This is a genomic window from Candidatus Baltobacteraceae bacterium (assembly GCA_036488875.1).
In the GTDB taxonomy this organism is placed as follows: Bacteria; Vulcanimicrobiota; Vulcanimicrobiia; order Vulcanimicrobiales; family Vulcanimicrobiaceae; genus JAFAHZ01.
On record DASXGW010000001.1, the window covers coordinates 1 to 23,467 of the forward strand.

At 60.0% G+C, this 23,467-nt stretch carries 19 protein-coding genes; 11 read left to right on the forward strand and 8 right to left on the reverse strand.

Features of this window, described 5'->3' with window-relative positions:
- Positions 1-257 precede the first annotated feature (257 nt).
- Positions 258-875, reverse strand: coding sequence for a DUF4760 domain-containing protein (locus VGG89_00005; GenBank protein HEY1974910.1), 618 nt, complete (start codon positions 873-875; stop codon positions 258-260).
- 409 nt (positions 876-1,284) lie between these two features.
- Between VGG89_00005 and VGG89_00010 the strand changes: the two genes are divergently transcribed.
- From VGG89_00010 to VGG89_00025, 4 genes are all read left to right on the forward strand, one after another.
- Complete coding sequence (locus VGG89_00010; GenBank protein HEY1974911.1) at positions 1,285-2,424, forward strand: hypothetical protein; 1,140 nt, start codon at positions 1,285-1,287, stop codon at positions 2,422-2,424.
- A gap of 214 nt (positions 2,425-2,638) precedes the next feature.
- Complete coding sequence (locus VGG89_00015) at positions 2,639-4,363, forward strand: GAF domain-containing protein (protein HEY1974912.1); 1,725 nt, start codon at positions 2,639-2,641, stop codon at positions 4,361-4,363.
- 142 nt (positions 4,364-4,505) lie between these two features.
- Positions 4,506-5,003, forward strand: coding sequence for a hypothetical protein (locus tag VGG89_00020; protein ID HEY1974913.1), 498 nt, complete (start codon positions 4,506-4,508; stop codon positions 5,001-5,003).
- The gene (locus VGG89_00025) at positions 5,000-5,635 is read left to right on the forward strand and encodes a hypothetical protein (protein ID HEY1974914.1); all 636 of its coding nucleotides are present in this window, start codon (positions 5,000-5,002) and stop codon (positions 5,633-5,635) included. The genes VGG89_00020 and VGG89_00025 overlap by 4 nt, the downstream gene beginning before the upstream one ends.
- A gap of 206 nt (positions 5,636-5,841) precedes the next feature.
- Here the strand turns inward: VGG89_00025 and VGG89_00030 are convergent, their stop codons facing one another.
- Complete coding sequence (locus VGG89_00030; GenBank protein ID HEY1974915.1) at positions 5,842-7,641, reverse strand: GAF domain-containing protein; 1,800 nt, start codon at positions 7,639-7,641, stop codon at positions 5,842-5,844.
- Positions 7,642-7,937: 296 nt separating this feature from the next.
- Here VGG89_00030 and VGG89_00035 point away from each other — a divergent pair, with 296 nt between their 5' ends.
- Positions 7,938-9,578: a hypothetical protein gene (locus VGG89_00035; protein ID HEY1974916.1), complete on the forward strand. Its 1,641-nt coding sequence runs from the start codon at positions 7,938-7,940 to the stop codon at positions 9,576-9,578.
- Between the two features lies 1 nt (position 9,579).
- Complete coding sequence (locus tag VGG89_00040) at positions 9,580-10,920, forward strand: alkaline phosphatase family protein (GenBank protein ID HEY1974917.1); 1,341 nt, start codon at positions 9,580-9,582, stop codon at positions 10,918-10,920.
- 33 nt (positions 10,921-10,953) lie between these two features.
- On the opposite strand, the gene VGG89_00045 is transcribed toward VGG89_00040, so the two are convergent.
- The 3 genes from VGG89_00045 to VGG89_00055 all read right to left on the reverse strand — a co-directional run bounded on the left by VGG89_00045 (position 10,954) and on the right by VGG89_00055 (position 14,173).
- Positions 10,954-11,607, reverse strand: a complete 654-nt coding sequence (locus VGG89_00045; protein HEY1974918.1) for a hypothetical protein — start codon at positions 11,605-11,607, stop codon at positions 10,954-10,956.
- A 515-nt stretch (positions 11,608-12,122) separates the two neighbouring features.
- Positions 12,123-13,301, reverse strand: a complete 1,179-nt coding sequence (locus VGG89_00050; GenBank protein HEY1974919.1) for a choice-of-anchor tandem repeat GloVer-containing protein — start codon at positions 13,299-13,301, stop codon at positions 12,123-12,125.
- A gap of 20 nt (positions 13,302-13,321) precedes the next feature.
- Positions 13,322-14,173, reverse strand: coding sequence for a hypothetical protein (locus tag VGG89_00055; GenBank protein ID HEY1974920.1), 852 nt, complete (start codon positions 14,171-14,173; stop codon positions 13,322-13,324).
- 137 nt (positions 14,174-14,310) lie between these two features.
- Between VGG89_00055 and VGG89_00060 the strand changes: the two genes are divergently transcribed.
- Positions 14,311-15,477: a choice-of-anchor tandem repeat GloVer-containing protein gene (locus VGG89_00060; GenBank protein ID HEY1974921.1), complete on the forward strand. Its 1,167-nt coding sequence runs from the start codon at positions 14,311-14,313 to the stop codon at positions 15,475-15,477.
- A 7-nt stretch (positions 15,478-15,484) separates the two neighbouring features.
- Here the strand turns inward: VGG89_00060 and VGG89_00065 are convergent, their stop codons facing one another.
- The 3 genes from VGG89_00065 to VGG89_00075 form a co-directional block, all read right to left on the reverse strand.
- On the reverse strand, positions 15,485-17,581 hold the full coding sequence (locus VGG89_00065; protein ID HEY1974922.1) for an NB-ARC domain-containing protein: 2,097 nt from the start codon (positions 17,579-17,581) through the stop codon (positions 15,485-15,487).
- Positions 17,582-17,648: 67 nt separating this feature from the next.
- The gene (locus tag VGG89_00070) at positions 17,649-17,897 is read right to left on the reverse strand and encodes a SemiSWEET transporter (GenBank protein HEY1974923.1); all 249 of its coding nucleotides are present in this window, start codon (positions 17,895-17,897) and stop codon (positions 17,649-17,651) included.
- Between the two features lie 34 nt (positions 17,898-17,931).
- Positions 17,932-19,272 carry an alkaline phosphatase family protein gene (locus VGG89_00075; GenBank protein ID HEY1974924.1) on the reverse strand — a complete coding sequence of 447 codons (1,341 nt, stop codon included), beginning with the start codon at positions 19,270-19,272 and terminating at the stop codon, positions 17,932-17,934.
- Between the two features lie 100 nt (positions 19,273-19,372).
- Here VGG89_00075 and VGG89_00080 point away from each other — a divergent pair, with 100 nt between their 5' ends.
- From VGG89_00080 to VGG89_00095, 4 genes are all read left to right on the forward strand, one after another.
- On the forward strand, positions 19,373-20,038 hold the full coding sequence (locus VGG89_00080; protein ID HEY1974925.1) for a hypothetical protein: 666 nt from the start codon (positions 19,373-19,375) through the stop codon (positions 20,036-20,038).
- A gap of 110 nt (positions 20,039-20,148) precedes the next feature.
- Complete coding sequence (locus VGG89_00085; protein ID HEY1974926.1) at positions 20,149-20,937, forward strand: electron transfer flavoprotein subunit beta/FixA family protein; 789 nt, start codon at positions 20,149-20,151, stop codon at positions 20,935-20,937.
- 7 nt (positions 20,938-20,944) lie between these two features.
- Positions 20,945-21,937, forward strand: a complete 993-nt coding sequence (locus VGG89_00090) for an electron transfer flavoprotein subunit alpha/FixB family protein (GenBank protein ID HEY1974927.1) — start codon at positions 20,945-20,947, stop codon at positions 21,935-21,937.
- Positions 21,934-23,466 carry a tetratricopeptide repeat protein gene (locus tag VGG89_00095; GenBank protein ID HEY1974928.1) on the forward strand — a complete coding sequence of 511 codons (1,533 nt, stop codon included), beginning with the start codon at positions 21,934-21,936 and terminating at the stop codon, positions 23,464-23,466. The genes VGG89_00090 and VGG89_00095 overlap by 4 nt, the downstream gene beginning before the upstream one ends.
- The last annotated feature ends 1 nt before the right edge of the window (position 23,467 follow it).

The following is a 23,467-nucleotide window of genomic DNA, read 5'->3' on the forward strand; positions in this document are numbered from 1 at the left end:
GACGCTGTTCGCGCAGCTGTCGGAGTTGACTGATAGCGGCAAACGCCGTCACCACGATCACTAGGCCCGTAAAGGCCGTGCTCAGCGCCCCTACCGCTTCCCAGCTCATGGTTCCATCCTTAATGGAAGCCTATGCGACGCATCGCGGAGAGCGCCTGCATTGTCACATTTTGTCACGGACGGGTCGGAAACGATCGGTATCGGCTGGAATCCCCAAGTGAGGGTTCGAGTCTCCGGCCATCCCAAAAGATGTGCTCTCAACTCTGTGCGAGCGAGGCGGCGTATTCCTTGTCGGCTTCGAGCCAATCATCTTTGAGGCCAATGCGCCGTACGTCCGTTGGATAGGCGCCGTTGGGATGCGCCGCCATCCAGTCCTGTGCTAAAACCGCGAGATATTCGAAGTTCTCGAGAAGCCCGTCACCCATTGTGCGGCGCTCTATAGCAGTAACCGGCGCGAGCTTGTTCCAAACAGAGAGAATGACGTCGCACCACATTTCTAAAACGAGTCTCTTATCGACGAGTCCCGCCTTGGCAAGAATTCCCATGATTTCGAAGTGGTTCCCGACCTTATTTATCTTTGACTTGAGATCGCGTATCTCGTCCCTTTTCTTGTCGCCCACCGCGATTTGATGCCGAAACGGCGGATCTTGTAGCCGTACAGGCAGGTCTTGCATCACAAATTGCTCGGCACTTACGAAGTCCGGCTCAGCTCTCACTTCTTCAAGCTCATTGATAGCAGCAATTTGGTTGCTGCTGCGAGCGTGGCGGAGTTGAACAATGGCGGCGCCGGCGGTTGCCGCAATAACGATGAACGTACCGAGCGTGGCAAATGTATTGATGAGCGCCAAAGACATAAATCCCTCCGAAAAGCGCACTGCTGATGAAGGGCTTTGTCGCTCCCGTTGTCCCGTCCCTTGGGCATCGCCCACCAGGCGGTGTCACATTTTGTCACGGACTCCCAAATAGTATTCGCTTTATTTCACGAGGCTCCGCGCCCCTTTCGTTGTAGACGTGTAGACAAGCCTGAGAGCTCTTTGCGGCGATATCATCGCCGGTGACCACGAAGAATCGCTCGTCGCAGCCGCCGATCAACACGGCGATGCAAACACAGGGGCATGCGCGCCCCGCGATCCATGGTGCCCGGCGCAGCGCGTAAATCGGACTACCGCTTCGTCAAAGGCGTCGGCCGATAGGACGCTTGAAATTCGTCTTTTGCGTCGTACAATAGCACTGCAATTCACAATACGCCGGAGTCGCCCCTTAGGATGGATGGAGCATGCCATCGTGAAACGTTATCTGTCTTTTATCGCCGTTGCGGCGATGATTGCGTCGGCGGCCTGCGCATCCCACAACGCAATCCCATCTCTTCAAGGAAGCGCTCGGACAGACTGGGCGGTGCCGAACTTTAAAGTTTCGGGCGACGTCTACGTCTCGATGGCGAGTCAGATTGCGGTCTTCGGGCCGACCGGAAAAGCGCGCGTCGCAACGATCTCACAACCCGGGAGAACGCCAACGGCGCTTGCGTTCGATCGCGCAAGCAACCTCTACGTGGGGGCTGCAAGAATCGTAGGCAATACGTGCGGCGTTGGTTCGGTTACTCGCTATCCGGCCGGTTCCATAAAAGCCAAGGCCGCGATCGACAGGGGGGTCGTTTGCCCGGTGGCGCTGGCGTTCAATAAGCACCTCTACGTCCTCAATGCCGACGACCAGATCGCCGTCTATAATCCGGCAACCCGCAAGCTGCTCTATACGATCACCGCCGGTTTGCACGTGCCCACGGCGATGGCCTTCGATCATAATGGAAACCTCTACGTCGCCAATAATACGAGCTCCAATTCGAGCAGCGCCGGAACCGGAAACGTAACTATGTATCCGCGCAAAGCCAAGGCGCCGACGCTTACGATTTCCTTCAGGAATTCGATACCGCTGTCGCTCGCCGTCGACTCGCATAACAACCTGTACGTAGGGAGCACGGCGAATCTTCCGTTCAGTTGTTCGAGCAGTTCTAGCAGTTCTTCAGCACCCGTGGGGTTGATGACTGAACTCGCGCCCAGGAGCACGACCGTGGTGCGTAAAATCGCACCACTTCTTCCGGTTACTGCCGTTACGATCGATTCATCCGATAATCTTTATGTGGCCGGAGCTACCGTCGCCAACGCGTGCTCGTCGTCGTCGGGAAGCGCGGAATTCGACGGAGCGGTCGCGGTTTTTCCGCCGGGAACCACGACGGCGAGCCGCACGATCGTCATGAACGATCCGTTTCTGATGGCGCTCGACGACTCCGAGAATCTCTACGTTGCGGATTGCGTAATCTCGACGTGTTCCACTACGTTCGTAATTCGAGAAGTCCGAGCGCACGGCGCGAGGATCCTTCGCAACCTCCCCGCGTTCTCACAGCCCACCGCGCTGGCCGCGGAGCCGTAGATCGGTCTAATGCCGTCGGCCCATAAGCGCGCCGTCGAGTAATAGGGCCCTTCGCCCTCGTACCGGGCAACACGAGTTGTGGTTCGACTCCCGGCCATCCCAAAATAATTGCATCTAACGCGTCATTCTCGTACGAACGATAATTGGGGAAGGGCTGCGTTCAGTCCGCAACGATCCTTGAGGGATTGAGCGCATAGGTGTTGAAGCCGCGACCATGGTGCGGTCCGCGAAACTTGCGGTTTTAGCCCTGGGCATTGCCTCTATCGTGCTGGCGTTATATAACGTCGTGACGCCGGGCCGGAATTATCTCTATTTGCTCGGGCGCCTCTCCGGGACGCCGCAGGTTCTTCTCGCCGTACCAAACGGCGGCCCCGCCCAAGCGGCAGGCTTGCGGACCGGCGACGTGCTGGACATCGCCAAGACGACCTTATCGCAGCGCATCGACATCTTCGCAGCTGCCGCCAAAGGCACCCTATCGGTTCCCGTCGTTCGCGCCGGAAATCCGCGCGTCGTCGACGTTTCGATTCAGGAGGCGTGGCCTTCGCCATCGCGCTTTTTCGACTTAGCGCTCGTCGTTATCGAAGTCGTTTTCGGCTTTATCGTTATGCTTAGAGCCGGACATCTGCCCCTCGCGCGTATGGTCGTGTGGCTAGCGGTCGCTGAGGAAATCGGCACGGTGGGAGCCGATTTTCAGGCGGTGGGACCGACGCCGGTCTTAGCCTTCACAGTGGGAATGGTTTTCCAACTGTTCGTGCAAGCGGCGACCACGATGTTCGCGTTGATGGCCGTCGCGCAGCTACCGGCGGGAATGCGGCGCGCGCGAGTAGCGCTTCTTTGGCTTTCGCCGATTCTCGGCATGTTGTCCACGCTCGATCCCGTCTTGTTCGGCAGCATCATAAGCGTCTTCGCTCCGGCATCCCCCTTAGCGTACGTCGAGGTGCTAAACGTTGGTGCCGTGGTCACGAGCCTCAGCTTGATGGTGCTCGTCGTGGCGATCGCGCTGAGCAGCCCGGTAGAACATCGCGCGCGGTCGATGTGGTTCGTATCGACTATTGCCTTCTGCTGGCTTTTGGGTGCCGCGATCGGCTCGGCTACTCCGCTCTGGTTCGGCGAACAGCAATGGCTTATCGGGCTCGTCTATTATTTTCTCCTCAGTTGCACGCTCATCGGTCCGATCTACGCGACCCTACGTCATCGCGTCGTCGATCTCAACCTCGTTATTTCGCGATCGACCGCGTTTGCCGCAATTTCTATGTTGATGCTGGGTGGCTTTATCGGGGTCGAATGGTTGGCGGGAAAACTCGCAGACGGCATTCTCGAGGAAGGTTTGTGGCGCGGCGTTTTTACCCAGGCGGTCAGCTTCTCCGCGGCGATCTTCATGGGCATCTACTTACGGAGCTTTCACGCCAAGATCGAACGCTGGGTAAACTCCGTGCTGTTTCGCGAGCAGAATCGCAGGCTATCGCTACTCGAGAGTTTCGGGCGTGAAGCCGATTTAGTTCAGACGAGATCGGAGCTGTTGCTCGCGACGTTCGAAGCGCTTCGGGAGTCGCTCGATACCGACGAGATCGCGATCTTCACGAACGTGGGCGGTAATTTGATTCTCGTGCATGCATCGAATCCGAGCACCCCAGCCTTGCTCGAGCGCAGCGATCGCGTCGTCTTGCAATTGTGCGAGCGCCACCGTCCATTCGTCAGCGAGGTTAAGTCACTTCGCGGCTGTACGATCGTCCCGCTTTCGGTGCGCCGCGACCTGGTGGGCGCCATCATATGCGGTCGCAAACGCGATCGTACGGAGTATCTTCCGGAAGAAACGCGCATACTACTCTACGTGGCACAGCACGTCGCGACGTCATACGCGCTGCTTCCTCCCGTTTTACCTGGGAGCGCAAGCATGTCGTCGGGACAAGCGCTAAAGCCCGGGACCCGTCCGGGCTAAAACATTTTCTAACGGAGCGGTTGGAAACCCAAATTTGCCGGACGAGTAGGACGTCCCGAGAGTTTTTGGGCCTGATGGAGTCGCTTCGGAGCCCCTTATGCTACAATCAATCTCTCTGGTGGGGCTTGAGACAAGGGGTCACATGCGCTTTTTCTACTGCGTTTTTCGTCCATTCGCACTGCTGGTTGCCGTGACGCTCGCGGTCTGCGCGCCGGGCGTCGCTACCGCGACGACGCAAAGACCGCATGTTGCCAATTTTAACATTGAGGTTGTGCTTTTGAACATGACCGGTCACTACGTATGGATAGTACCCCGATGGAGCTACGTCCTCAAAGCAGACTGGAGTGTTGAGCGCGGGGCGATTAAGTGCATGGCGCCCGGCGAGAACAGTATAGTAGTGATTGGATACGACGTCCCCCCGGAGCTTGCCGGTAATCCGCAGATTTGGATACAGGGAGCGGTGACGACCTCGCCGCAGTGCATGGGTAACGTAGTGTTTTTCGGGGACATCTTTACTGAAAAATGCACCGTGAATCCCCATGGGTCCAGCCCCCGGGCCCATGTAGAGATCATTCCGAATTTCATCGGATACGCTTTTACGCCCATGCTCAACAACCCCTATAAGAGTATTTGCACATGAAACTGCATACGCTTGCGATCGCTCTCGGCTTGGTTGGAATTGCCGCAGTCGCGGCCGGTTGTCGTGGGGGCAGCGACGACTTCACGCGGTCCGGATCGTCGCAGTCCTCGGTGCTCCAGCCCAAGGACTTGGGGAGCTCGACCTGTCCGGGTACGTCCGGAAATGCCCCCGGTCCGTATACGGTGTTTCAAGCTACCGGAAATATCAAGAACGGTGCCTTCACGCTGTCGGCCGAGAGCGCCAAGTATTTCGTTTTCCGTATGACTCCGGACGGCTCGAACCCGCCGAAGCCAGCTCCGCAGTCCGCGACGAAGACCGGCCCCACTCCGCGGCCGACACGCACGTACTTTGGGACGTTCACCTTGAATCGCGGCACCAGCGGATGCGTCGTCTTGTTAACCTCGGTGAACGGGACGCCGATCGCGCGCGGCGTGAATGCGGTGTTAACCGCCGTTCCGAACATTGCCGCAGAGCCTTCGCGCTGGAAATTGCTGGCGAGTGGACCGATGAAGCTAACCCTCAACGGATTTCCCGCAACGGGCTCCGACGGCTCGTTCACTTTGCTGACGAAGTCGGGGAAGCGGTATCGTACCGGCAGTATCGAGTTCTTTGGGTACGTCGTCGATCCTTAGAACGATAGCGACGCGCAAGGTAGCACCGCGAAAAAGAACGCTCAAATAGCCGAGGAAGGTCGGAAACGGTCGGGATCGGGGGCCATTCGCGAGCTAGTGTGACGGAACAGCCTTACGGAATAACACTTTTCGGTAACCGTCGGTATCGGCTGGAACCCCCGAGTTGTGGTTCGAGTCCCGGCCATCCGAAAGAAAAGCTCCTCATGTTATCCGCCTTCAACTCGTCTGAGTGCGGACGTTTCGCGCCCAAGCCTTGCAATAGCATCCGCCATTGCAGCCATCGACGCGCGAAGTTCGACGATTGAGTCGTCGCGCGCGCTGACCAGAACGTCGTACGCTGAACCGACACCGTGGGTGAACTGTGAGAGTGCTTCGATTTCATCGGGCGCGTACGCTTCGCCACCGCTGCGCTCGCCAAGAACGATCAGGCCGAGAAGCCGGCCGCGAGCGAGCATAGGTGCGGCAAGCGCGCCCCGCATGGCACCAGAATAGCGATGCGGGTCAAGTGGTTTGTGCCACGTCTTGAGGGCGAGAATCGCGGGATCGTTTTCATCGATGGCTTCAATGGTGCCGTTTCCAAACGAGCGCGCCGCGACGAACGCGCCCTCTGCTTCCAGGAGGATTGCGGCGTCGCGTGCGTCAGTGTGTTTCGCAAGCCTTTCGGCAGCCTGATCGAGCAGCGCCTGCGAATCGGTGACGTACGCCGCCTCTTTCGAGAAGTCCAGTAGGGCTCGCTCGTTCTGGTGCCGCTTGTGGAAGAAGGAGGATTCAATGAACCGGTCCACGCGCTTGTGGATCGGATTGAGCGAAAGTCCTAGCACGAGTGCCAATGCACCGTTAGCGATCAGCCCCGTTGCATGGCTGACGCCCGCGAGCGTCGTACCGAGCAGCCATTCGAGCAGTACGAACGACGCGACGACGATTGCCGACACCGCACCAACGACGAGTGCGCGACTTAGCACGAACTCGAAATCCAGTACACGCCGCTTCAATAACGCGTACGTGACAATCCACGCACCGGCGAGCCACGTCGCGTTGACGAATGCCGACTCGCCGACGATGGCAAACCACGACGAGCCGACGATGAGCGCGCCGAGGGTGCCAAGTGATGAAAATGCGAGTATGGCAATTGGGAGCGGCATGAGCGTCCACGCAACTCGTGGCCGGTCGGGCGCCGCGGAAGACGAAATGGCCATCACTGCGGCGAGCACCGTCAACAGGCTAGCTGGAATGCCGAACATTCCCGGAACGGGACTTATCCGGTCAACGAATGGCGTCGGGTCGAACCAAAGCGTGGCAATGCCGACGGACGCCGCGACGGCGCTCAAAAAGAACAACCCGACGAAGCCGCGGCCCAGCCACTCTATCCAAGTGCGAGCGGCGCTGCGCTCGCCGAACCGGGACGAAAGCGCAATGAGCAGGATCAAAGCTGCGCAAAGGGATGCCTGCGATCCCACGAGGAGGACAAGATGCAGCCAGGTCCACGGGACGACGAAAAACGTTGGATTCAGTTGGAAGCCGGTGATGAAAAGAAGCACCAGCGCGAGTGTCGCTGCGTCACGTCGCTCGTGGCGGCGCAAAACGACGAGAAGCGCACAGCCAACGAACCAGAGGTTAGCTATTGTAACGGACAGCATCACGGCGAGCTTCCAAACCCATGCACCCTCCCATATGGTGCTCCCCGTTACGTCGAGTCGCACCGCCGAAGTTCCGCGTTCGGCCAAGAGCGTCACGGGCTGCGTTCCCATGAGCTGATAGAGCACCGCGAACCGAGCGTCGGTGTTTTGCTTGCGCAGATCGACCACGTCGCCGTTACGCAGTCCCCCAAGCGCCGACGCGCCTCCGGAAACGGGCGCGCCGATACCGACGGTAAAAGCGCGTATCGGATGGAAGTTCGAATCCCACCAGCCGTACCACGGCCGGCCGCCGAGTCCGAACTTATCCGCAGCGGCGAAAAACGTGATCGCAAACGCTAACGCACACAGAAAGAGCAGCCAACCCTTCATAGCGTGCCCCTTCGAGAGAGGCGCAACTTGACCATCTCGCTCGAAGTGGAAGTGTTGTGCTCTCGATATTCGTGCGAGGGTGCGCGGCCCGGCGGTCACGAATCGACTGCAAGTCAATGACACCTCAGCACTGGCGTCGCCTTTTACTCGCTGTTTGCGCGTTCGGCGTAGTTCAGCTAAGCTACATGGTTTTCACGGACCTTGCGAGCGTTGCCGCGGTCCCTGGTCTCATCGCCGCCGGTATGCCCGGCCAGAGCGCAGGCGAAGAAAGCACCGCAACACCCTTGGTCCACCGATTGACGTTCGAACCCTCGAACCCCCTAGCCCAGGTTGGCCTCCGGAGCGGGGACCTTATCAACCTTCGAGAGCTTTCGCTGCCCGAGCGTTATCGATTTTTCACGCGCTGGTGGTGGCTGGGCGAGCGCGCCGATCTTCCCGTCGCTCGTGGCAACAGCGTACGGATGATCGCGCTTCGACCAGTACGCTACGAATTTCCGCTCGAGTGGTGGCTGGCGACGATCGGTCAGTACTGGGTATTGATCTTCGCCGGGATTGTCTCGTGGCGACGGTCCGACCTTGCGTCGGTGCGCGTCCTTGCGCTGTGCTTACTGTGTTGGGAAATTGGCCTGATGTTTCAGAGCCAGAATTCGATAACACCTTTTCCACTGCTCGATGCGGTATTCAACTCTGTCTTCGGCTTTTTCTACTATGGCGGGATCGCGTTGCTCGCAACGTACACGACGCTCTTTTCCGGCGCTGGGCTCTTGTGGCGACGCTTAGTCGTTTGGCTGAGCTATGCCGCGGCCGCCGCCGCATCGATACAATCCCTGTTGCTCGTTGTGGGTGCGTGGACTGCGCTTTGGGATGTGCTTGGCGGGTGGCTTTCGGCGACGGCTGTTGCGGATGCCATCCAGGCGTTACCTGGCCTCCTTTCTATGGCCAGCGTCGTTCTCACGATCGCAACGTGCTCGCCTGCCGAACGCGCGCGCGTCACTTGGGCATCGCTGCCAATGGCAATCTTCTTTGGAACGGAGGGCGTGACGAACGGAGCGCTTTCGCCAACCGTGCCGTACGTTATCTCGCATGGCGCGGAGCTCGTCGTCAACTACATGATTTTCCTCGCGCCCTTGGGGTTGGTTTATACCGTTCTCAATCGCCGGCTTCTCGACGTAGGATTTGCCGTAAACCGGGCGATGGTCTATTCGGTCGTGTCGTTGGTCGTGGTGGGCATCTTCATTATTTTCGAATGGGCTCTCAGTGAGTGGCTGGGTGGCGCAAGTCACGCCGCAAACCTAGCCATTAGCGGCGGGTTTGCGCTGCTGCTGGGTCTATCGATTCGAGCTATCCATCTGCGTGTCGACCGGACGCTCGATTCACTGTTCTTCCGAAAGCGGCATGAAGACGAAAAGGCCATACGGGAATTCGCGCGGGAAGCAGGATACATTACGGACCCACGAGTTGTTATCGAACGCGCGGCCGATGTTTTACGAGATCACGCCGATCCCGTTACGGTTGAGTTTGCCTTAAATAATGGCTCCGACCACTACGGCGCAGTCAGTGAGAATGATCCGGCAATCATCGCATTACGGGCGCGCCACCATATCGTGGATTTGCATGATGTGAGGACGGAACTGCAAGGCGAGTTCGCATTTCCGATGGTCGCGCGCGGCCGCCTAGTTGGTGCACTCGTACTTGGAGCAAAACGCTCGGGCGAGCCGTACGCTCCAGACGAATCCGACGCAATCCTGCAACTGGCGCACGGCGTCGGAACAACCCTAGACGTTCTTACTTCAAAAGACGGAACGGGTGCCGGCGAACTCCTCAGATCGCTGCAGGAGCTGACCAGTGCCGTGCACGCCGGTTTTCGAATGATTGCCGACCGTCTGCCGATCCAGGATTATCCGCAATTCGGCACGGACGCCTCGGAGCGCTCGTAAGGTGTTCCGCCTCTTTGTGCTGCTGTCGATCGGAGCCTTGGCCGGATGTGCCGGCGTGCCAAACGGTGCATCGTCCCCGGCCGTTCCCGCCGTCCTGACCGAACCGGCGGCGCTCGCGCCTGGAAACTACATCAAGCACGTTGTCGTCGTCATTCAAGAAAACCGCAGCTTCGACAACCTCTTCGACGGATTTCCGGGTGCCGATACGTCGCCTTACGGCTACCTCCACAACGGAACGAAGGTGAGGTTGCAGCAGATTCGGTTTGTAGTCCGCGACATGGACCACTATTTCTCGACCGGCGTCATGGACTGGGATCACGCAAAGATGGATAGGTTCGATCTCAACCCGGCGGCCGCGGGTGGGACTATCGGAAGATTTGCGTATTCCTATTTGAAACGCAGTGCCGTCGCGCCCTATTGGACGATTGCGCGCCGTTACGTATTAGCCGATCACATGTTCCCCACCATGTTCGGACCAAGCTTCACCGCGCACCTCACGTTAATCGCCGGTACCGCCGACCTCAATCCGCGTTTGTCGGCGGCAGATCTTCCGACGGGCTCGCCATGGGGCTGCGATTCGCCGTCCGGGACGGTAACGGAAACGGTGAATATCGATCGTCTCATCCGCGACGGCCCGGCGCCCTGCTTCACGCAGTTTCGCACGATGGCCGATACGCTCGACGCAGCCGGCGTTTCCTGGAAATACTACGCGCCCTCAATCTCAGGAAACAACGGGGGGCGGTTGTGGTCGTCCTTCGATGCAATCTCGAGCGTCCGCAACGGCCCGGATTGGGGAGCGCACGTCGTCAGTCCGCCGCAACGGATCTTGGCCGACGCCAAAAGCGGCGCTTTAGCGAACGTCTCGTGGGTCGTACCAGATGCGCTATGGTCGGATCACCCGTACATCGGAAAGCCGTACGGGCCGTCCTGGGTCGCGTCCATCGTCAACGCGATCGGAGAATCTCCGGCCTGGAAGTCGACAGCGATCGTGATCGTTTGGGACGATTGGGGGGGATTCTACGATAACGTCCCGCCGCCGCAGCTCGATTTCCGCGGGTTGGGCATTCGAGTCGGTTGTCTGATCGTATCGCCATACGTCTCACCCCACGTCGACCACACGGTCTACGAGTTCGGCAGCATTTTGGAGTTCATCGAGCAGACGTTCAAGTTGCCGGCGCTGGGCTCGTTAACTGCCGGATATACCGACCGCAGATCGGCGAGCATCGTTCAAAGCTTCGACTTCAGCCGCCGCCCTGCGGAGTTCACGGCGATTCCGGCACCCTACCCAGCCTCGTTTTTCTTACAACATGCTCCTTCGTTGCGGCCTCCCGACGACCAATGACGACCGAGAGCATCGTAGAGCCCCGAACGCTTCCTAGGAAATCGTTAACGTAAATGAGACGACTGCATGGTTGTTGCGATCTGCGGTCCAAAACCGCTCGCCGTCGTACGCTACGCTACGCGGATTAAACGGAAACGATTGCAGCGTTTCGATCGATGACGCGGCGGCATCGATGCCGAGCCGCTGGAGCTGACCGTCGACCCAATCTTCGTTAACGGTCGCCAAATAGAACGCGCCGTCAACAATCGCCATACCGACGGGGCGCCTTTCGAGGCCCACTTCGCGCACGGGCGCTCCGTCTTCGTTGAGCTCGATCAGCTTCTTATCCCACGCTTGTGAGAGATACAATGTCCCGTTTGCATACGCTAGGAACGATCCGGAGAAATCTGGGCATGGGAAGCACGCGGCGAATCCCGCATCGGGCGTAAACGAATAAACGTACCGCCGGTCCTTCTCCAGATCGGGCTCCTCAATCGCTGGAGCGAGTATCAGCCGAAAGTCCGCCCCAGTGTAGGTCACACCTAAGGATTCGCACGGCGGAACGAATTCGTGTCGAATGTCCCACGTCTTGGGATCGAGCGCATACAAACGACCGTTCGCGGCGCTCGTCACCCACATCGACTCGCCATCCCAAGCCAGACCCTGCGGACCTTGCACCGGCGACGGGTAGCGGACGAGGTCGCTCATACCGTTCTGCATCCGAGCATCTTACGTGTATTCGTCGCGAGTGGCGGAAACTCCCGACACGTCGTTTTAGTCCCGGCAGCCTCGTTAATGAAGCGCCGGTGCCAAGGTCGTAAATCTCTTGCGGCGTAAGGAACGCGTCTGAAAGACAGCATGAACAGCGCACTATCAGCTCTACTCGAAGTGGCCTTCGCTATTTGCTCTGCGATGACCGGCGCATTTATGTTTTTTCGTACGGATGATTTCTTCCGGTTTGAGGATCGCTGGGGATTGCTGACTGTCGACGCAAACTCGGAGTTCTGGCGAACTAATACACGAATCGTGGGTGGTTTCTTCATCGCGTTCAGCCTGCTGTTGTTCTTGCTGTTCCTCGTAGAGAGCGTTGTCCGGCTAATCCCCGTCCGGTCCGTAGGGCCAACGCCTTGAAGTCTAGGGGGCTAATGCAAAGACGAGACCGCAGCCGTTGGTGCATCCGCTGCCTTGGACCGTGTAAAAGGTTGTGCCGTACAGCGTGCCGCTCATCGCGACCAGGGTGTTTTAGGGTACACGCCATTTGATTTGAGCGTAAAACGATGGAGCACCTCGAACGCGCCGCCCGTTTTTACGCTGTAGGCAACTCCATAACCGGATCCCATGTCCGTCGTACCGTATAGGGTGCCTTCCACGTCGACCAAGGCCACCGTGGGAAAACATCCGCTGCCGGCGTGAAAACTGTGCAACACTTTCTCTACGCCGGTCGTGGTCATGCTAAAAACGGTGCCGCAGCCGGTCCATCCCCTTTTCGCGGACCAGCCATCTCCCCCGGAGGAAGTCGTGCCGAACAGCGTGCCATTGAGGTTGGTTAAGCTCGCCAGCGGGCCATATCCATCGGGGCCGTTGAAGCTGTGCAGCACCTTCTCCGCGCCGGCTGTACTTATGCTGTAAACGGTCCCGCATGAATCACCGCTGCTATAACAAGTGAAGGCACCCCCCGAGCGGGTTGTACCGTACAGCACGCCTTTGACGTAGATTAAACCCGCTTCCGGGTCGAAGCCGTCCGAGCCACCGGTAAATGTATGCAGCACTTTCTCCGCGCCGGTCGTGCTTATGCTGTAAACCGTTCCTTTGTCGGACGAACCTCCTCCCGAAGTCGTGCCGTACAGCGTGCCGTTCACGTTGACCAGGCCCGCCGTTGGCGTTGCTCCGTCGGCGCCGCCAGTGAAACTGTAAAGCACCTTTTCCTTATCGCTCAAACGGATGCTGTAGACGGTTCCTTTATTGGAGGAACCGCCGCCCTGAGTCGTACCGTAGAACGTGCCGTTCACGTTAATCAGGCCGCCCGATGGGGCCACCCCGTCGGGACTCCCGCGGAAGCTATGCAAAACGTTCGTCGTGCCGGCTGCGGTTATGCTGTAAACGGTCCCGCAGCCGCCGCTGCATCCCAAACCACCGGCCCACGTCGTGCCGTAAAGTACATCATTCACGTTGACTAGGTTGCCGTCAGGGTATGCACCGTCGGAGTGTGTGAAGCGATGCAGCACCTTGAAGGACGGCGCAGGTAGCGTGGCGTTTGCGATAGCCCGAGCTGCCGCGGCCGCGGGTGCTTGCGGTAGCTCTCCCGATACGTTGGTTGTTGCCCGCGTTTCGCCGCACCCCGCAAGCAATGCAGTTGCTGCACAAAAGGCGATCGCGCAACGGTCGGTCGCTGAAGTTTTCATTGGCATTGATTCCTATTACCTTAGGGCTCGACCAGCGTCGTGTCGGTCATTGCGGGCGTTATTAGCGGCCGGTCGAAAATCGACGTTTCATCCGCCCGAATGTTCTCGAAGGCGATCGTCGCTTCGCGAACGACCCGACGATGTGGAAGGTAAAGCGTGGCGGCCGCTGCTTCTCGCACGACTAACGGCACGGAATCAACCACCGCGAAGTCGATCGACCAGGGCACGTCGACAAGCGGTGCCGTCGTAAAGTTTCCCGCAATAAAAGCTTGCCGAGGCAGATAGTCGCTCATTCCCACCCATAGCTCGCGCAGACGATTGTCGTGGGGCTTGCGAAGCGGGACCAATCGCAAATGGTAGCAAGGCGTTTGGTCTACGACCGGCGTGTCGACCAGGATGACGCTGTAGTCCTTTGTCGCCGTCGAAACCACGGCAATCGTACGCAGGCCGGACGCATCGGCCGTCGGGGGCGCCGTGAGCGTCGTTTGCGGATACTTTAGGCCGAACATGTACGTCGGCGCAATGAGTGGGACGCCGATTAAATCGGCCGATGGCGGTGGTGGACCGAGCGGAATGACGATGGCCGCGCCATAAAAGCCGGCCGAAATGCTGACGTTTATTCCGTGAGGCACCCGGGGCGATGCGGCTTCTTCTAGGCTAATGGGCGCAACCCTAATCGTTCCATCCACGAGCGTGCTGGCGCGATAATGGTTCGTCACCGGTGTTTTCCCGGCCAAGCCGCTGATCGCAATTGTATAGTCCATACGGCCCGGATACTGCACGGCGCTTACTGCGGAACGTGCGCGCATGAAGATTCCGTAGGCGTCCTGCGCGGAGGACGCCGTAACGGGCGCAGCTTGTGCGAAAAGCATCTAAGGCGGTTATTCGTCACCGCCGGCGACGAGCCATCGCCAAATCTGGCGCTCGGTTGCTGCGGGGTGAGCGGGCGCCCGCTTGAGCTTGAGCGGGGTGTATAATCGAGTGGCTACCTGTCGTGCGGAGGTGCGCTATGCGTACGTTGGCGGTTTCCATTTTCGCGCTGCTGCTCGTGAGTTGTTCTCGCGCGTTCACTTCGTCACCATTACCGGCGCCGGCGTTTCGAAACGCGACGATGCCGTTTGCGACCGAAGGAACGATATTCTCGTTTAGCGGCCCGCAGGGGGAACATCCGGAAGCCGATTTGATCGCGGTAAAAGGCGTGCTTTACGGCACGACGTATGGCGGTACGAACGGCACCGGCACGGTCTTTAGAATCACGCCGACGGGTGCCCTCAAGGTTCTCCATCAGTTTGGAAAGGGCACCGACGGCTCGCAGCCGGGTACCGGTCCGCTCATTTTCGTCAAAGGCGATTTCTACGGCGTTACGACGTACGGCGGTAACGGCGATGGAGCGGTCTATAAAATCTCGCCGAACGGAAAAGAACGCGTCGTCTACCGCTTTGGCAATCCGCCCGACGGCGACGCCCCCTACGGGAACCTAACGTTCGTCGACGGCAATCTGTACGGCACGACGACCGAAGGCGGCCAAAACGATTACGGCACCGTTTTTCGGGTCTCGCTTTCCGGCAAAGAAAAGGTGCTGTATTCGTTCAAAGGCGGAAATGACGGCCAAGCGCCGTTCGGCGGCTTAACGGCCGTTGGCCACACGCTGTATGGGACGACGAGATCGGGCGGTGGCGGTTCCAGCCTTGGCACCGTTTTTAAAATCTCGCTTACCGGACACGAAAAAGTGATTCACCGATTCGGCGGGACGGTGCACGGCGACGGGGCCGCGCCTTGGTCAGGGCTGACGTTGGTCAAGGGGCAGCTTTACGGCACCACTGAGGCGCAGGGTGCTTCGGGACGCTGGGGCGCCGTGTATACAATCACCACGTCGGGCAAAGAACGTGTGCTGCATTCGTTCACCGATAATCCCGACGGGGGAACCCCGCTCTACGCGAATCTTATCAACGTGCACGGTACGTTATACGGCACTACGCAAGTCGGGGGTACTGGTCCGGGGACGGTGTTCAAAATTACAACGAGCGGCAGCGAAAGCGTCGTCTACAGCTTTCCAGGCGGTAGCGGCGGCGAGTTCCCCTACGGAGGCGTGGCGTTCTTGCGCGGACGGCTCTACGGCACGACCTATCAAGGCGGCAACTCGGATTACGGGACCGTTTACTCGATCGCGCCTTAGCGCCGGCCTATTTTACGAGCGCCTGCGACGCAATCGCGCGCGCCTTAAGCTTGTCGACCGGTTCGTCGAAGTCGGCCGCTTTTGCGGCCATGCCCTTGTGTTGGAGATGGGCGAAGACCTCGCGCCCCAGGATGTGCTCGACGATGGCCAGGCGTTGGGCGGTGGCCTTGAGATCTTCGGGCGTACGCGGCAGCTTTTCTAGGGTGCGGTAGTGTTCTGCATGTCCGTGGAGCTCCGCCGCTAGTTCGTTCGCGCCGAGAGCCGCTGCCAGACGAACCGCCGCATCGTGGTAGAGTGCTCGGTAGGCGGGATGCGGCTGCTCGCGCAGCGCCTGCTTTGCCGCCGCCAAGTGCGCGTACGCCTTGGTGCGGTCACCGGTGACGATGAGATATTCGGTCAGCGCGATCGACTGCCAAGCCAACTGCGCGCGTTCTCCGAGCGGTTCGTAAATCGCGATGGCTTCGACGGCTTTCTGGATCGCACCGGCGTGCTGTTGCTCGAGCGCGTCGAGTGCGCCAAGATTCGCAATCGCATCGGCGAGCGCGCGCGACGGCGCTTCTTGCCGGAGCAACCCGACGGCTTCGTCGAAGAATTTGCGTGCGGCAACGCGTTCGTTATGCCGTTCGGCGAGCACTAAACCGAGATGATAGAGCGCGTTAGCGGTTCGCCGGCCATCGCCGGCTTTGCGGAACTCGTCGAGCGCTCGCCGGTAGAGCGTCTCGGCTTCACCGGTATCGTTGAGATCGGCCTTCGTCGTTCCCAGCAAAATGAGCGCTTCACCCAGCGCAACGCCATTGCCGCTGCTCTCGAGCAGCTGCACGAGCTGTTTTCCCAGCGTTGCCGCGTGCTGCAGTTCGCCGGCGCCTCGCGCGAGCGTCGTCGCCTCGCGGAGAAGTTCGGCGCGCAGTGCCGGTTCGGGATCGGGTGGCTCCAGCGCGCGATCGACGCTGCGGCGCGCCTCGTTCAACAGATCGCACACCAACCAGTATCGTCGCAGCGAAACGACCATTTCACGCGCCGCCGCGAGCTCGTTCTTGTCATCGAAGAGCAGATGCAGCGTTCCGGTAACGTTTGCGTGTTCGTCGATGAGCCGCCGCAGCGCCGCTTTCTCGTCGGTGACCTTCGAGAGATCCAGGCGCTGCGCGAGCTCGCGGTAGTGCGTTGTGTATCGGCGCACTGTGGCGGTGCGTTCGCTCGGATTCGCCTTGAGCTGCTTTTGCGCGAAGGCGCGCAGTTCGTCGTTGAGGATGTACCGCTGCGGCTGGTGCGCGGAAAGCGAGCGCGAGACGAACCACTGACTGACGAGGGTGTGAAGCACTTCTTGAGCGCCGGCCGCGATCTCGGCGTCGTGTGCAACCGCCGCGCAATCCTCTTCGTCGAAACTGCCGTCGAAAACGCCAAGACGTGTGAAAAAGCGTTGCTCGTTCGGGCCGAGCCGGTCGAATGCCCAATCGATCGGTCGATCGAAGGCCTGCACCCAGTCGGTTTTATAGGGACCCGCCTCGAGATCGGCAACCAACTTGGCCGACTGCGCGGCCACGAGTTCGATGGCCAGCGGATTTCCGTGCAGGCGCCGCACGATCTGCTTGGCCATTTGCGTGAAGGCTTCATCGAACGCGAGGTTCGGTGCCTCGGTGTGGACGCGGTCGGTGAAGAGGCGCAACCCGTCTTCCAGCGGCGGCACACGAAAGACGGCGCCCGCGAGATTGGGCGGCGTGCGGCTCGTAATCAGCACGTGCAGATGGTGCGTGGTTTGGTAGAGTCGCCATGCCACGCTGGCCACGCCGTTCGGCGCAGCCTGCGCGTGATCGAGGATCACGAGTCCGCGTACCTGCTCGAGCGCGTCTGCGATCGTGTGTTCGAGCGGTGAGCCGTGGACGCTCCGTACGCCGATCGCCTGCGCTACCAACGCCGGCACGAGGTCGTCGTCGGCTCCGGCGATCGGTACGAACCAGACGCCGTCGGGAAAGGTTTGACGCAATTCGGCGGCGAGCGCGAGCGCGAGCCAGGTCTTGCCGATGCCGCCCTCACCGACGATGGAGAGGGTGCGGTTACGCGCGAGCAGATCGGCCAGAGTGCCGAGCTCGCGCTCGCGCCCGGTCACGGTTGCGGCTCCATGGCCTAACAGTTTGGAAGGCGCCGCAAAAATGCCTCGTCCTTCAGAGTTGTACTTAACCGTGGCGTAGCTTGGCGCCGAGAATCCCGAGATTCAGGGCTAACGTGATGATATTCCAGACGATGATCGGAAGCGAGTGGATGAGGACGCCGTAGGCGATCCATAGGGAGACACCGATACTAAATGCTACGATCGTGAGCAGCGACAGATCGCGCGTCGATCGCGTTTGCCACGCGTGCGCGACCTGGGGTACGAATGCGGCGGTTGCAAAAAAGCCCGCAAGAAACCCGATCGCTTGTGCCATAGAGCCGGCTTTGTCACCGGCTAGGCCGGCTCCCCTAGTTGGTGTCGACGGGCTTGTTCGACGGCGGCTGGTGCTCGAAGAACGAGCGGGAATATTTTGCAGCGATTGGCCGGAACTTGCGGGGCTTCCGTTTGAAGTCGAAGAGGTCGCCGATACTCTGCGCGCGTTTGTCCGTGCTGAGTTGTAAGCGCCCCAGCTTCCAGTTGTTCTCCACGAAGCGGATGATGCTTCCGAACTCGTATTGCTTGTGCGAAATCGTGCCGCGATCGACATAGGGAGAGATCACCAGCATCGGCACGCGGAACCCGAGACCGGCGTAGTCGAGTTGCGGCGGCGCGACGTGATCGTACCAGCCGCCCCAATCGTCCCAGACGACGAGGATCGCGGTCGTCTTCCAGTATGGGCTTTGACCGATCGCGTTGACCACTTGAGTTACCCACGAGGGACCGGTGTCCGAACCGGCTGCGGGATGATCGGAGTTCGCAAAATCGGGAATCACCCACGAGACGCTCTGCAGTCGATGGTGGGAGATATCGGTGAAGATATTCTTTTCGGGCGTCGACATGTTCGTCGACCACTCCGGACCGTACCGCACGGCATGGATCGCATCGAACGCATTCCAAAGGCCGCCGACGTCGACGCTTTCGCCCGGTAAATAATATCTCCACGAGATGTGTGCGGCGTCGAGCAGATCGCGCAGCGTATCGTAATTAAAACACGGAAACGGACCGGTAACGGACTTGCCGTTACTGGTGATGACCGGCGTTATCGTGCCCGCGGGCGCATCGCACCCCCACGGCTCGCCATTGGGCTCGTCGATAAGACTTTGCGATGAATCGAGCGCGGTGTTGCCGCGAATGAGATCTTGGTGACCGATAAAGCTCCCGCTGCCTTCTGTTTGGAACATGTGGTCGGCCAGCGCATACTCTTTGGCGAGCTTCCAATAAGGCCGTATCTGCGCGGGATCGACATACTGATAGACGTACGTGCTGCCCGCTGGTTGACCCCCGACCGGGACCGTGTCGAAACCGTCCATGTTGCCGCCGTCGTAATCTTTGACGAATGCGGAGTGACCGTTTTGGCCGTCGGTGGCGCTAAAGAGGTTGCCCATATGGAGTGCTACGGCTTGACCGGTGTGCGTCATGCCGCTCGTGGTTCCGTCGGCGCCGGGAAACGTCGAAAACAGATTGTCGAAGCTGCGATTTTCCTGAATCATGATGACGACGTGATCGATGTAGTTTCCACTCAAACCGGCCGGCCGCGCTTGGGGTAAAATTGACGACGCTTCCGGGCCTCCGGGAGTCCCTGTCCCAGCGCACGCCGCAATAGCGATGACGGCAGAAATAGCGAGAGCGAATCGGGCAATGCGGCGCACGAGCCAAGCGTAATCGGTCCCGTGGGCCGGGCGACAGTTACGATAAGGTCCGTGCCCGGGGGCTTTCCGTCCTAGTACCACGAACCTGACGGCTCGTTGCATGAGTCGAGAGCTCCACGTTCATTCGGTCCCCACTCGCGCCGAGCAGATCCGGACGGCCGTAGAGATCATCGCCATCGTTGCGGCGGGCCTATGGGCGCTCTACACGTTCGTGTACGAACAGCGCATCAAACCGCTGGCCGAGCCCCCGGAGTTTTCGCTTCCGACGACGGTGGACCAGGGGCCGACGATCGACGGTGTCGCGTTCCTCACCATTCACAAGCGCGTCGAGAATACGGGCGACGTCGGCGTCGACATCGCGGCGGAGTCGCTCAACGTGTACGGCGAAAAAATCGGACTGCCGACGGGCGGCGTCAAACGCATCGATACACCAACGTACGTCAAGATCAACGCCGACGTACCGCGCGAACCCGTGGCGCTGCTCTTTTCGATTGTAAAACTGCGCGCCGGCACGGTAACCGGAAATCAAAAGACCAATTTTTACACGCCGCCGCATAGCTCTGACGAGGAGACCTATCTCGTGGCCGTTCCGGCCAAGACCTATCCCGTGATTAAGATCGATCGCGTGGACTACATCGCCAAAGCTCCAATTATACCGAAGATGCCCGTTGCGATCGTCAAGACGCGGCTGGGCGGCTACATCCTACGTTCGTCAGTCATCAACGGCGAGTTCGATAGCTCGACGGAATACGCGATCCGTCCCTAGTGGATGGGCGCCTCTAGCAGGCAGGCAGGCCTAGCAGGTAGCATCCCACCCTTGTGCCAATAGCGCCGGGTTCCGCTCCCGAATCCCCCTTGCCAGGAGGTCATATCCACGTGAAGATCGTGGTGACAGTCAAGCTCGTCCCGGATCCGAACTCTGAGAAGAAGATCGATCCGAGCACGAAGCGGCTCGTGCGCACCGGCGTCGAGACGGTACTCAATCCCTACGACGAGTACGCTCTCGAGGCCGCGCTTCAATTAAAGGAACGCGCCGGCGGCGATACGACCGTGACCGTCTTCACCATGGGTCCCGAGGGGCTGCGCGAGACGCTTCGCAAGGCGCTGGCCATGGGTGCCGACGACGCCGTCATGCTCAGCGACGCGGGGCTCGAGGGCAGCGACGTGTGGGCCACCGCCTACGCGATGGCGCGCGGACTGCAAAAAACGGGATTCGATTTGCTCATCGTCGGCGGCTTGACCGACGACGGCAGCACCGGCGCCGTTCCCGGCGCGCTGGCCGAACATCTCGGCTTGGCGTGCGTGACCAACGCGCGTAAAGCCGACATTGCCGACGGCAAGCTCCAAGTGGAACGCGAAACCGATACGGGCCATCAAATCGTGCACGTCGCGCTGCCCGCGCTGTTGACCACAGCGCTGACGTTTGGCGAACCGCGCTACGCTTCGCTCAAAGGCATCATGGGCGCCAAGAAAAAGACGATCGCGACGTTGACGCTCGGCGATCTCGGGTTGGAGACTGCGGTCGGCACCGACGGGTCGAAGACGCAGCTGTTGAACTTCGCGCCGCCGCCGGTGCGGGGAAAAGGCAAGACCGTCGAAGCCGCCGACGGCGCCGCCGGAGCGCAAGCCATTTTTGCTTTCCTCAAAGAGAAGAAGCTGGTATAACGAGCCGATGAAAGACGTCATCGTTTACGCCGAACACCGCGGCGGTCAAAGTAAAAAAGTTACGTTCGAGATGGCCACCGAGGCGCGCCGTCTCGCCGACGCGCTCGGCGGTAAAGCGCACGCGGTCGTCGTCGGCGGCGGTGCGGCGCAGCTTGCCGAGCAGCTCAAGGCCTATCCCCTCGACGTCATCCACGTCAACGAGGATGCCGACGTCGACAAGTTTCTGCTCGATCCCGTCGTCGACTACCTCGAAAGCGCGGCGAAGGCGATCGGTCCGTCGCTGATCATGATTGCGAACACGCTGTCGGGACGCGACGTTGCGGGTAAGCTGTTGGCGCGGTTGGGCGCGGGCGTCTGCGCCGACGTTACCGATTTCAAAATCGAAGGCGGTAAGGTCGAGTGCGTGATGCCGAAGATGGGCGGCGCGCTCGTAACGACCTGCGAACTCAAGTCGGGCAATCACGCGATCGCGACGATTCGTCCTAACGCGTTTGGGGTGGGTGCCGGCGGGGCCGGCGCGCAGATCGCGCAGCTCGAAAAACCCGCGGGCAAGACCTACCCAGCGGTCATCGATAAAGACGTCGACGAAGAGAGCACCGGTGAACTGGCGCTCGAAGAAGCGCCGGTCGTCGTCGCCGGCGGACGCGGCCTCGGCGGACCCGAGCCGTTCGACACCCTGCTCAAGCCCCTGGCGCACGCGCTAGGCGGCGCGGTCGGCGCGTCGCGCGCGGCGGCCGACGCGGGCTGGGTCTCGTACAGCCTGCAGATCGGGCAAACCGGTAAAACGGTCACACCCAACCTCTATATAGCCGTTGGAATCTCGGGCGCCATCCAACACAAGGTCGGCATGCGTTCGGCTGGGACGATCGTTGCCATCAACAAAGATGGGTCGGCGCCCATCGCCGAGTTCTCCGACCTCATAGTCGTCGGCGACGCCTTCGCCATCGTACCCGAGCTGACCAAAATGGTCGAAGCTGCCAAAAAGGAAGCCGTAAGTTGAAGCGTATCGTTCTCACTCTTCTCGTCGCGCTGGGTTGCGCCGTCGCATCGTTCGCGGTAACGACGCCGAGCGCGCAAGCCGGCCTCTTTAGCGGTAAGGCCAAAACGACGCCGAGTCCGTCGCCTTCTCCCTCCGCGCTTCCGACGGCCAGTCCCGAGCCTCCCAGCGTCGCCATTCCGCGACTGCAGGCTAAGCTCAAGGCCAATCCCGGCGACCAGCAAAGCGCCGCCCAACTCGCAGCCGAATACCTGCAGGTAAACCGACCCGACTTGACCTTGCAGATCACGCAGAAGCTGCTGCAAGCCGGCGATAAGACGGCGCAGGTGTATTACTACGACGGTTTCGCGGCAGAGTCGATCGGAAACATTCCCGCAGCGCTGTACGATCTCGAACAAGCCTCCGATCTCGATCCCACCAACATGGGCGTGCTCTCGCAGCTCGCGGACCTCTATATCAAGACCAAGCGCGACAGCGACGCCGAGCGCGTTGCCAAGCGCGCCGTGACGTTTAATAAAACCGAGCCCATGGCGCTCGAAACGCTCGGCAGCGTGTACGCCAACGAAGGCTACTACGACAAGGCCCGGGCGCAGTTCGAAGCGGCGTTCGCGCTCGAGCCCAAAGACGTCGGGCCGCTCTACCAGATCGGTACGACCTACGCGCAGCAAAACAACATTCCGATGGCGCTGCAGACCATCGACCGCGCGCTGGCCATCGACCCGAAGAACGTGCAAACGCTGACCTACAAGGCTTCGCTCTACGCCGACCAGCACGACGATGCCAAAACGTCGGCGGCGTACGACGATGCGGTCGTCGCGGCGGCGACCGACGACCAAAAAGTGTCGATCATGATGCGTAAGGCGACGTACTTCATCGCCGAGAAGAAGTTTGCCGAAGGCGAAGCGATTCTCAAGCAAGCCACGACGGAGTTTCCCCACGTCGCGCAAGGGTTCTCGGAGTACGGACGGTTTTTCGCAACGCAGCATCAGTGGGATAAAGCCAACGCGGAATGGCAACAGGCGCTCGCGATCGATCCCGATAACGCTGGGACGCTGTTGATGCTCGGCACGGCCGCGCAACAGAACGGCCATACCACCGAGGCCATCAGCTATCTCAAACACTACACCCAAGTCTCTCCCGACGCGCAAGGCTTCGCGATGCTCGGACAAGTGTATTCGCAGGTGCACGATTACTCCGGCGCGCGCGACGCGTGCGGCAAGAGCTTCGAGATTCAAAAGAATCCCGACACGCTCAGCTGCGTCGCCGGCGCCGATTACGAGCTGAAGAACTATAGGGAAGCCGCGCAGATATTCGACGTGCTCGACCGCTTTGCGCGGGGCTATCTCGACCAAAACGCGCAGATGCTCTTCATCGCGGCAAAGTCGTATTCGGCGCTGAGCCAATGCGCGAAATCGCACGACGCGTTCAAGCGCCTCATGAACATGCCGGGATTGAAGCAAGACTCCAAACAGTACGCAATCGTGAAAAAAGCCGCGTCCGATTCCTGTAAGAGTGCCAAACATTCCGGCTAAC